Genomic DNA, 11,682 nt, shown 5'->3' with positions numbered 1-11,682 from the left:
GGTCATAGGCCGTTTTAAAATTTCCATCTGAAGATGGGTTTCGATAATCGCCATGCTTTAATTGAGAAACCCCAAAGAAAGCTGCAGTCCCAATTGCAACAGTTCCGAGAACTGGCAAATAAAGATCTTTAAATTTTTTATTAGTATCACTCATACGCTATACCTTTATCTTTTATTATTTAAATTAATTATTTGAAAAAACACTTTTTAGCTTTTAGCTCTTCAATACTATTTGCCGTCTCAGGAGTTTTGTCGCTGATTTTGTAAAGTTGCTTATAAAACTCATCTTCTCTTTTAGAGACAGGCTTCTTGGCCGCTTCATTAATTGCCTTAGCAAGTTTTGCAGCTCTTTGAGGAGAAAATTTACCGTCGATAATTTTCCAAAAAGTACCTTTCGCTGTAGGGCCTGCAAAAGTCACATTGCCACCCTTATCAGAATTGTACTTGGCCACGGCCTCATAGAATTGCTTATATTCTTTCTTAGCACCACGATCATTGAAGCTAAAAAATAGAGCAAGTGTTTTACGATCACCAGAATCGAGGTAGCGAGAAATATCTTTCGCATTCCCCTTTCGGCTCATTTTACTAATATAGCGACTAATCGCTGTTGAACTTTTTGGAAGTCGAGACACTAGTCTTTTCAAACTAGGATCAGCAATAACTGTAATATTTGACTTAAAACCAAGACTAGCTAATTGATCAGACTTACAATAAGAACAATTAAGAAGCTTACTTGAATCTTCTCCATAGACAGAAGCGATATAAGCAAGGTCGTTAACGATATCTTTGAATTCTTGTCCCGTTACAGAGTCATGATTCATTTTTAACGCCGCCTGGATACGGCCAATCTTTGCTGCATCTTCTTTTGTTGCATCTGCTTTAACAGCAGCAAGGCCATCACTTAGGCTTACATGGCCATGTGAAAGAGAAGCAACACTATTGTGAATAGAGTCTTTTAAACTAGTGATAGAGCCACCAGAAACGCCTTCTTTTACAATTTTAGATTTGATAGAGACAGGCTTTAATAATAGCTCGCCAAAAGTAAAGATACTTGCATAAGTACTTCCAGAAATTGCTACAAACGCATAAAGCGCAAGCATACTTCTTCCCATAAATTTCATTAAACTCTCCTCACGAAAAAAATGTGAATCAATTATATATATGTTAAAATTGATAAGCTTTCGTAATATCGTCATACTTAACGGAAAACTTAACCGAATACTTTAATCGGGTACTTGTAAAATATTAAAATTTAAGCATAATCGTTGTGATATCAGTTGCTTAAAATTCATAAAGGATCTCTCATGAGCGCAATTAACGGCCGTATCAAAAAGCTTTATCGACATAAGAAGAAATGGGCCAAGAGAAATAATATCGATTCATTTCGACTCTATGATCGAGATATCCCAGACTTCCCTTTTATCGTTGATATTCACGGGCACTATTGTGTTATCTATAAGCGAAGTATTGATAAGATTGATGCTGACAAGAACCACCTTCCCCTCTTAATTGAGGCAATCAAGGAACACACCCAATTAAATGAAGAGAATATCTTTATTAAAGAAAGAAAGGTTCAAGGACAAGACTTTCAATATGAAAAATCTAAAGGAGAAACTCCGCTTGTTTCTCAAGAAGGTGAACTAAAATTCAAACTTCTTTTAAATAAGTATATCGATACTGGGCTTTTCCTCGACCACAGGCCACTAAGGCAACTTCTTGCGAAAGAGAAGTTTTCAGGAAAGAGCGTTTTAAACCTTTTTTGTTATACAGGTAGCCTATCAGTTGCAAGCGCTTATGCTGGGGCCACGGTTACAAGTGTTGATATGTCTAATACCTACCTCGACTGGGCAAAAGAGAATTTCAAATTAAACGAATTAGATATCAATAAAAACTCTTTCATCAGGGAAGATGTTTTGAAGTATTTAAATGATGAAGCACAAAAACAAGAAAAGAAATATGATGTCATCATCCTCGATCCACCTTCTATGTCTAAGTCTAAGAAAATGGATGTAGTTTTTGACGTACAAAAAGATCATGAAATGTTAGTTGAGCATTGTTCAAAACTATTAAATGATGGTGGAGTCCTTTATTTTTCAAATAATTTACGTAGCTTCAAGCTCAGCGAGAGTGTTCAACAAAGCTTTGAAGTCAAGGATATGACGAGATGGAGCATCCCCGAAGACTTTCATGACCAAAAGATACACAAGCTTTATAAAATCCATTTGCACAGCTAGAACGTTATCCATATAATAACTATACATGATTAAAAACTTACTTCTTCTTTGTTCCATAATACTTACAACGCAGACGTTTTCAGCGACTGTCCTCATTGACCCAGGTCACGGTGGAGAGGACTGTGGTGCCAAGGCAAAAGTATGGAGAAAGAAGAAATTAAATATTATTTGCGAAAAAGATGTCGCTTTAAAAATTGCTCTAAAGCTTAAGAAATATATCAATCAAACTAAAAGGCATCGTGCCTACCTAACAAGAACAATTGATAAAACTGTTTCACTACAAAAAAGAGCTGACATGGCCGATATTATCAAGGCCGATATCTTCATCTCGATTCACCTAAATGCGGCCGAAGATAGTAGCTCAAGTGGCTTTGAAACCTACTACTTAAATAATCACCAAGATGCGGCCATTGCAAAGATTGAAGCTGTTGAAAACCGCGATCTTGAAGGCAAGCAGGTCATTATCAATAATATCCTTACAGACCTTGTGGTTGAGCGAGTTGCACCAGAATCGAAGAAGCTTGGGACACAAGTCCATGATCAACTTGGTAAGCTTTTAACAAAGAATTACAAAATGAAAGACCGAGGACTAAAGCCCGGCCTATTCTATGTTTTGGCCCTTTCCAAAAGACCTTCCATCTTACTAGAGGCAGGATTTTTAACAAATTCTAGTGAAGCATCCCTCGTTCTTGATGATTGGTTCCACCATCTCTATGCAAAGTATTCGGCCAAGGGAATTATTAGCTACTTAGATTCGATCTCTGGCCCAAATTTATTCTAAATACCTCAACATTTTCCTCAAGTATTAAAAAGAATATTCCGAAAAGATCAATGAAATGTGTCGTTTTATTGTTACTTTATTCATATTCATCGCAGCATCCGTTCAAGTCTACGCTTCAGACGAGCTGTCGGCCTGTGTGTTAAAGCGTGGCAATATTCAAGCAACAGCACAAACGGCCCAACCGATATGCAGTGCTACCATTCTAGATCGTAACACTATTATCTATGAGCAAAGCTGTACTCGAGTCGCTAACCCGCGAGCGCTACAACTAACTAGTTACTTCGTTTCTTGTCATAACGATAGTATTAGCTACAAAGTCCCAGCAGCAAGATATAGTCAAAGAGATGCTAAGCATAAGAGTTTAAAACTTGATGTGCCTATTGCCTACTTTCCAACAAAGCATCATACAAATGAAAAGCTATCTAGCTGTATAATAAAATCAGCAAATAGAACTGCGCAGATAAGGGCAACTCACCTAGCAAGTGATATTGCAAAGCTTAGGCTCTCTAAAACGGCCAGCGCTGCACCTATTATCTGTAAGAGTGAATCGAATACAAAAGAAGAGCTTCTCGCTGGAGTTGTTTCCAGTGATGGTAAATTTATCCCAATAAGTGAATTACAAGAGAAGTACCAACTTGAATCAGATTTTGTGTCAACACTTGAAGATACAGCTTATAGTGAAGACTCTGCTCTAGTGGTTTGTCATAATGCCTCGGAGTGTATTGCTAATCTTATCACACCTGCAATTGAGCTTAATGAGCAATTAAATGAAATTATCTCAAAATTAAATGGATACGAAAGAACATCAATCGCAAAAGAAAGAGAGCAGCTTACTAATGAATTTCGCGAGCTAGAAAAAGAATGTCACCGTAAGTCTCTCCAGGCCAAACTAAGTTATTCAAATATTGAAGAAGCAGACTTTGGCGATAAAACCATGGGTGTCATCGAAAGAGGGGCCATTGGCGTTTTCAATTTCTTTGGTAGCATAAATCCATTTGATAAAGAAGAATTCCTCTATACGACTTTCAAGAATATTGGTGCCATTTCTCAGAACTTAAGTGATGCTAGAATTAAAGAAATCTTTGATGATATCAATAATCAAGATATTGGAAATTTTGATAAGATTAGAAATCTAGCAAGTGCATACTCAAAAGAAGTCGTAAATCTCTTATTAGACGATATGAAAACATTTAGCAGTGCCCAAGAGAAGCAGGCATTCGTTGAGCCCTATCTTAAAGACCTTGATAAGTGCTTAGAAAAAGCAGTTCGTAAGGATCAAGTAATTGAGTGCTCAAATGTATTCACCAATAATATCGCTCTTTCAATTGGAGAAAAAGAATTAGAGAAACAAATTGGACTTAACTTCACACCAGAAGATGGATTACCGACGCTAAAGTCAAAATCAACGAATGCTTATATGAAGTGTGTGAATGAGAACTTCAATAAGTTTGAAAAAGTCATCGATACGACTTCTGTTGTTAAAGGCTGTGTTTATACAGGTATCCTTGAAAGTTATCATCGCACACGTGCAGGACGTGTTAATGATGCTATAAAGGCATATACAGGAAGATCTGAGAATAATGCTATCGTTGGAGATATCTTAAGAAAATCGAATAACTGTAGCTATGCTCCAATTGTTAACTCAAAAGGACAAACACCTCAAGAGTATTTGGTTCTTGCTAAAATGAGTACCGAGCAATTTACGAAAACTATTGGTGAATGTATTGATAGCTTAAAAGTAAGTGCCACTTATGATGTTGTTGAGATTGCCATCTTAACAAACCCAAAAATATCAGAGAGCTTATCACAAGATGAGAAGAATCTTTTAATTGAAGAGATTAAGACCAAGCATCTTCCGGCATGTATGAGTGCTAAGAAGACAACTGATGGAAATGAGTGCTCTGCCTTTATTACGGCCATGGCAACAGCACAAGCGGCCAAGTCTATACTGGCCATCGAATTTGATAAACAATTTGACTCTCTTGGTATCGATGAAGAAAAAAGAGCTCAGCTTTCACAAAGAATTATAAAAGATTACGAGGTTTGCATCGAACATGCTAAGCGAGAGATTTATCGTGACCTAACAAAAGATGTAAATGAGAATCTTATAAACCAGTGTTTAACAGGAGCGATCACTTCCCTATCTGGTTCGATCTTAAAAGATAGTATTTATAAGGCCACAAGTGATAAAGGAATCGCTGATAGCGTTGTTAACTCTGCAATCTCCTCACAAGAGCTTAGACGAGTTCAAAACGGTATGAAGTCATGTCTTGAAAATGATTTAGCTAAGCATACTAAGCTAAGCTCTTATCAAGAAAATATGAATGAGACGATCTCATCTTGTACATTCAAAACCCAAAGAAATGTTATTGGCCTAATTGCAAAAGAGATGGCCCATGGACAAGTAAAAGATTTTAACTTGCCGGCAACTGAATTAAGCTCTCTTAATCGATTTATTGAAAATCATATTAATAATAGCGGCCCAGAAAATCTTGATAGTAATGTTGATACACTGACGCCACTTCTAATTAAGCGTGTCGCTCCAGGTGCTATAGATAAAACTTTAGAGGACTTTAAATCTAAATTCACGAAAGAACAATTCGAAGATGCTAAGAATAAGATCAGTACACAACTAAACTCTTGTCTTGATCAGACCCTCAAGGAAAAAGAAAGTAATGATGAAGTTAATGCAACACAGGCAGCAAGTGTCTGTATGTCAGTTACGGTAAAAGATGCATACCGCTCTCTTGCACCAAAAATAATCGAAGAAACGATTGTACCTCTCTTTAATGGCGAGCCAAATAAGGTGAAAGCACTAACAGAGTCATCTTCAAGAAATTTAATGAAGTGTCTTGATTCAGTCGAAGACGATGTGAAGGCACAAGAAAACGCTAAGGATTGCCTAAGTGGTGAGATCGGAAATATTGCCAAGACAATTGCAAGAACACTACTTACTGATCTTAATAAATTTGCAAACCCAAATGAGACTTTAGAAGATTTCACAAAATCTCAAGCTTACCGTGAATTTGAAAGATGTATTGAAAGGCCAAATAAGCCTAGTCTTGAAGAGGCCACAGAGAATATGAATACGTGTGTGACTAAACTTGAAGAGCAGGCCAAGGAAGAAGTGAAGGGCCGCTTTGTTCAAGTCTATGGTGATCAGAACCCAGATCAACTTGGCAAGGTCATGGATATTCTTTTAACAATTCCAGCAAAGTCGCAAGAGACAGGTTTTAAAGAGGAAGGTTCTAGTGACGGAATGCCTAATGCCCAACTCATTTCAACACTTGAGTTAGTTGGATCAACACTTAAGTATTCATGTGATAATAATACGGCAATCTGTGATCAAGCAATTCACAATACAACCATTGCCATGCAAAGACATAGTCTTGATAACCCAAGCTCAACGACTGCCCAGAACACACAGGCCCTCATGGAAAGTGAGATGTTAGAAAATCTTATCACTTCCCAATTAGGTATGAACCTAAACCAAGTCTTTAAAAAAGAGCTGGCCACTTATAATGGCCCAGATAATCTTGTGCTAGATAAAATAGATGACATCACTAACAACCGTCTATTAACGGATATTATGAGAACACGTGAGGGACGTGAACTAAAAGAGTATATCCTCAAGAAAGTTGAAGAAGGAGCAATCGATAATATTGCCGAAGATCCAAATCTAAGAAAGCTTCTAGCAAATGCATTAACGAAAGATACAAGCGACGGATCATTTGGAGACCAACTCTCCTATGCTCTTGTTCAAACTGAACTTAACCGTATGAAGAAACGCTCTCGAGGTTTACGAGGTTTCTTTAGAGAGTTTACGATCAATGCGGGAGATCTCTTTAATATCATCGATAAGAAGGATTTTAAGTGGTCTAAAATCACAAGAACAAGAACAGGCGTTCGTGCTCGAGAGTATATGATTAGAGAGATTATTGCTCCTGCAATTGAAGGACGTAATTTAAGTGCAGAAGCGGCATCATCTAAGAAGCATAAGAATCAGCAAGAAGAAAGACTTGATCGATTTAAATCAATGTTAACGGATGCTTTGAAAGAGGCAAACAAGTTATAAAAAAAGGCTTCCAATGGAAGCCTTTTCTATTTTAATTCTTAATTCATTCTTTGTAGTAGGCCATCACCATTTACGTAGAAGATATCCGTTTCATCAATTGATTTTAGAACTGATGAAGCTTTGTAGTTGATATTAACTACTGCTGAAGCTACTGGTGAATCCATGCTTCCTTGGTTTGCAATCGACATAATCTCACTTGAAGCTGAGAAATTGAATCCCCAAGAAACACTTACGTTACTAGCGCTTACAAAAAGCCCTGTGATATAAGAGCCCTTCCCTTCAAACTTTCCACCGTATTGAAAAACAACAGTGTAAACGAATGAGATAACTTCTGATCCAAATCCATTGCGGTAAGCAACTTTAAATGAGCGAACGATAGGTGCTCTCCAGTGAGACATTGAAGAGAATGTTCCATTAACATCATCCATATTTGGGATGATACTAATTGGCTTTGTAAATTTAGTGCTGCTAACAGGCTTTCCTGCATCGACAATTTTCCAAATCTTTTGCCCTAGGGCCAAGATTTTATCAACTGTCATAAAGACTTCACCAAGTCCTGCGCTACTCTTCTCATTAACTAGCTTGTTATAAACTAGATCATAACGAGGATAAACTTCAGTTACTTCACGATCAACGATTTCAAGATACTGCTCTTGATCTCTTGTATCGAGTTTTTCGAACTTTGCTTTATTCAGCGCTCCAGCATCTAGAGAGAATGCATTCGTACTAAATAGTAATGTAGCGATAACTGCCAAACGACTTAAACATGTAAACGATTTCATGAACCCTCCCTTAAATTTGATGACCTATAAGTAGCTATTTCAAGGCCCTACGTCAATTGCAGAAAGGGATGAATTTTGATTGTAAGATTTTTTCACAAAAACCGTGAAAAATATTCACAAGTAATGTGAATAAAACTTATATTGACTTACGCAAATCTTACGCATAACATATTGATATGGCATTAACAAAGAAACAAAACCAAGTTTATCTCTATATAAAGAATTACTTTCAGGCAGAAGGTTATGCTCCTACTCAGAAAGAGATTAAGGAACACTTCGGACTAAAGTCTTTCGGATCCGTAAATAAATATATGCACTATCTTCAAGAGGCCGGAAAAATTGAGGTCGATTGGAATGCTCGCCGTGGAATTAAGATTTTAGACGAAGAACAGCTTTCATCACAAGATCTTGATCAGCAGCTGTCGGCAATGACGAATTCAAATGCGCACTTTAGTGAAGTCCCACTTTTAGGAGACGTAGCGGCCGGAAACCCTATTGAGGCCATTGAGAATCCAAGTGAGCACACTCTTGTGCCAAATCACATGGTATCCCGTCCTGGTAAGTACTTTGCCCTAAACGTACAGGGAGACTCAATGATTAACGATGGTATCCACGAAGGAGATATCCTTGTTTGTCGTGCCCAAGAAAATGCTAATCAAGGACAAACAGTTATTGCCCTTGTTGATAATGAAGCAACTGTTAAAAATTTCTTTAAAAAGAAGAACTCAGTTGAGCTCCATCCAGCAAATGATCGCCTCTCACCTTTTGTCATTACAGAAGCTAATGACTTCCGTATAGCAGGCGTGGTTGTTGGGCTAATGCGCAGTTATGAATAAATCTGGTTTTATTTCTAAGCTTATTAAAGATGCGAGTGGGCCATTTATCTATCAAGATGGCAGATGTGTTCTCACATACGAAGAACTACGCCAAGAGATTTCAAAAATGTCTAAAGAGTCTAAGAAATCTAACGATGCCTCAAATTTTAAAGTTCTTTCATGGCTGCCAGATGACAATATCTCTTTTCTCGTTAATTACTTTAGTTTAATTGAGAATGGACTAACACCAATTCTAGTTGATCACAGAAGACTTGAGTCCTCTGCATCCGACTATGATTTAGAGGGCCTGGCCAAGGCCAAATTTTCCGGTATAGAGGGACTCAACTCATGTGCAAGTGTCATCTACACCTCGGGCTCTACAGGTAGACCTAAAGGCGTAAAACTAAGCCTAGAGTCACTTTTAAATAGTGCAAGAGCAACTGTTAATCACTATCAAATTATTCAACAAGACAACTGGGCCTTATCCCTCCCACTCTTTCATATTGGTGGGATCATGATTGCATGGCGAAGCCTAGTGGCGGGAAGCTCTTTAACAATTGTCGATGCAGGCCAACTCGAAAATGACCTCATAAATAACTCACAAATCACAATTTGCTCACTCGTTCAACTGCAACTTGCAAGGCTCATGGAATCTGAAAAAATGATCAAAAGAATGAGTCAACTAAAAGGAGTTGTTCTTGGTGGTTCTAAGGTTTCTAGCGCTCTTATCCAAAAGGCCACAAGTTCTGGTATCAATCTCTCAAACTCTTTTGGCGCCAGTGAAAGTTGTGCACAATTTCTAGCAACGCCCTTTACTAGAGATAACAAACTCCTTAGCACATGTGGTAGGCCAATGGATGGTAACGTAAGTATTATCGATTCAAAGTGTATCTTAGAAGGTAAGAGTATCGCTATTGGATACTTACACGGTGATGACTTCAATCAAAAGTACATTACCAATGATCTTATAAAACTTGATGATGATGGCAATTACACAATCTTGGGCCGAAGTGATTTTGTTTTTCAAAAGGCCGCGGAAAATATAAATCCAGAAATTATTGAAGAGAAATTATCAAGGCATTTCAGCAATGCTTATATCGCCCCAATTAAGAATGATAAGTATGAAAACCTTATTGCTCTCACCTTCTGCGATGATCACTCTCTTGCACAGGCCCAAAGTATTCTAGAGGATGAGCTCATCTCATTTGAAAGGCCTCACTTGCTATACAAGGCCCATGACCTAAAAGAGCTGCAAGTCGGTGTTAAGATCGGCCGAGAAAAAATAAAGTTACTCATGAATATGCTTTTCATGCAATTTAATGAAGATATCTATATAAGTGCCCAGGGTAATCCTCATGGAGATATTATCTTTATTAGTCACGGCTTCATGGGAAATTCTCTTGAATTAGAAGAAGCAACAAAGCACTTGGCCAATGACTACTTACTCATTTATATCGATCTTCCGGGACATGGAAAGAATCAAAAGCTAAGATCTCTTGATGTCTTTAAAGAAAGATTAATCTCTTCAATCGTAGAAATTGATAAGAAGACAGATAAAAAGATCCACTTCATTACGTATTCAATGTCTGGCCGCCTTTTCAATGAAATCCTACGTGACAAGGAATTGGCAAATACCAAGGCCATAAAGAACTTTGTTAATGAATCGGGAGCACCAGGTTTTACAGGCAACCAAGAAGAACGACAAAAACGTCTACAACATGATTCAAATTTGTTTAAAGATGCACAGGCCGAAACATTCTTTGACAAATGGTATGACCAAGGTGTCTTTAAAAATATCAAGCTCTCACCTCGTGCACCTAAAATGTTAAAGCAAAAAGAATTTGATTTTGTTAAATATGTTGAGAGCTGGTCTCAAGTCTCGCAAATGCTTTCTGTAGCCAATCAAAGAGATCTAAGAGACTTGAACGAATTGCCACAAGGAACCTTTTATCATTACCTATGTGGAGAATTAGACAAGAAGTACCAAACGTATTGCGATGCCTATATTGCATCTGATCACGTCGATTTCCAGAGCTACATCGTAGAGAATGCTTCACACAATATACATTTCATGAATGAAGAAAATTATTTAAATCTTCTTAAAAAAATATTCAAATCTTAACTTTCTAACAACTTCTTACTAACTCAAATACATATTTGTCGTTTACTCTCCAAGGCCCTACTATATTTCTTCACGAACTAAGGAGAGAAGAGTGAAAAAACTAATCATTAGCGCATTATTGCCATTCTCAATTTTTGCCATGGATAAGACAATTTGTGGAATGGATGAGCGCGTACCATCAAGTGATCCAAAAGTAGGACGCTCTCTAGAAAGAGCAAGAGATAAGGCCGGTTGTACAGTTACATTAGTATCAAACTCATGTGCAATCTCAGTAGGTCACTGTGCCGCTACATTCAATGTTATTGAATTCAATACACCTCCTTCAACAAGAAGAGGTATTGCACACCCTGATCCAAAAGATATCTATCAAGCTGACAAAGCGACAATCAAATATAAGAGCAATGGCCAAGGTGATGACTGGGCCGTATTTAAAATTAAACCACACAAAACAACTGGACTTCTTCCAGGTCAAGCACAAGGCTTCTACCCTATTGCAAAAGAAGCTCCAGCTGAAGGTACACTTCTTTCAATCACTGGTTACGGAAATGACAATGAGTTTGAAAGAAAATTTGCTCAACAAAATAATATTGGTCCATTAACTGAAATTGGTGGTGACTATTATGGAAGCCATAGGCCTGCAATTTTAAACCACAGAGTTGATACAATGGGTGGAAACTCAGGTTCAAGTATCCTTGACTTAAACACTGGTGAAATTGTTGGTGTACACTCTCATGGTGGTTGTTACGGAAGTAACGAATCTAATGCAAATGCTGGAACGGTACTTCAACTACACCCAGAATTTAAAGCAGCAGTTGAAAACTGCCTTGCAAGTGAATAGATTAAACACTTAATATTTACTATATCGAAAAGGGT

At 37.6% G+C, this 11,682-nt stretch carries 8 protein-coding genes; 6 read left to right on the top strand and 2 right to left on the bottom strand.

The window, feature by feature from the left end; all coding sequences use genetic code 11:
- Positions 1 to 188 precede the first annotated feature (188 nt).
- A complete protein-coding gene (locus ABMA79_RS11670) occupies positions 189 to 1,121 on the bottom strand; it encodes a hypothetical protein (protein WP_393092726.1) in 933 nt (310 codons plus the stop codon).
- 183 nt (positions 1,122 to 1,304) lie between these two features.
- On the opposite strand from ABMA79_RS11670, the gene ABMA79_RS11665 reads away from it, so the two are divergent.
- From ABMA79_RS11665 to ABMA79_RS11655, 3 genes are read left to right on the top strand one after another with little or no spacing between them, the layout of a single operon-like run.
- A complete protein-coding gene (locus ABMA79_RS11665) occupies positions 1,305 to 2,234 on the top strand; it encodes a class I SAM-dependent methyltransferase (protein ID WP_393092723.1) in 930 nt (309 codons plus the stop codon).
- Between the two features lie 25 nt (positions 2,235 to 2,259).
- Positions 2,260 to 3,015, top strand: coding sequence for an N-acetylmuramoyl-L-alanine amidase (locus ABMA79_RS11660; protein WP_392908582.1), 756 nt, complete (start codon positions 2,260 to 2,262; stop codon positions 3,013 to 3,015).
- Positions 3,016 to 3,070: 55 nt separating this feature from the next.
- Positions 3,071 to 7,090, top strand: a complete 4,020-nt coding sequence (locus ABMA79_RS11655; RefSeq protein WP_393092720.1) for a hypothetical protein — start codon at positions 3,071 to 3,073, stop codon at positions 7,088 to 7,090.
- 38 nt (positions 7,091 to 7,128) lie between these two features.
- Here ABMA79_RS11655 and ABMA79_RS11650 read toward each other — a convergent pair whose 3' ends face one another.
- Complete coding sequence (locus ABMA79_RS11650) at positions 7,129 to 7,872, bottom strand: hypothetical protein (RefSeq protein WP_393092717.1); 744 nt, start codon at positions 7,870 to 7,872, stop codon at positions 7,129 to 7,131.
- Between the two features lie 176 nt (positions 7,873 to 8,048).
- On the opposite strand from ABMA79_RS11650, the gene lexA reads away from it, so the two are divergent.
- From lexA to ABMA79_RS11635, 3 genes are all read left to right on the top strand, one after another.
- A complete protein-coding gene (gene lexA / locus ABMA79_RS11645; protein ID WP_392860559.1) occupies positions 8,049 to 8,708 on the top strand; it encodes a transcriptional repressor LexA in 660 nt (219 codons plus the stop codon).
- Positions 8,701 to 10,809, top strand: coding sequence for an AMP-binding protein (locus ABMA79_RS11640; protein WP_393092714.1), 2,109 nt, complete (start codon positions 8,701 to 8,703; stop codon positions 10,807 to 10,809). Before lexA ends, ABMA79_RS11640 begins: the two co-directional genes overlap by 8 nt.
- Positions 10,810 to 10,900: 91 nt before the next feature.
- Positions 10,901 to 11,647, top strand: coding sequence for a trypsin-like serine peptidase (locus tag ABMA79_RS11635; protein WP_392860557.1), 747 nt, complete (start codon positions 10,901 to 10,903; stop codon positions 11,645 to 11,647).
- Positions 11,648 to 11,682 lie beyond the last annotated feature (35 nt).

Origin of the sequence: Halobacteriovorax sp. HFRX-2_2, from assembly GCF_043196705.1 — a bacterium.
Lineage (GTDB): Bacteria > Bdellovibrionota > Bacteriovoracia > Bacteriovoracales > Bacteriovoracaceae > Halobacteriovorax_A.
The sequence above is the reverse complement of the archived record's forward strand: the minus strand, read 5'-3'. Positions and strand labels throughout refer to the sequence as shown.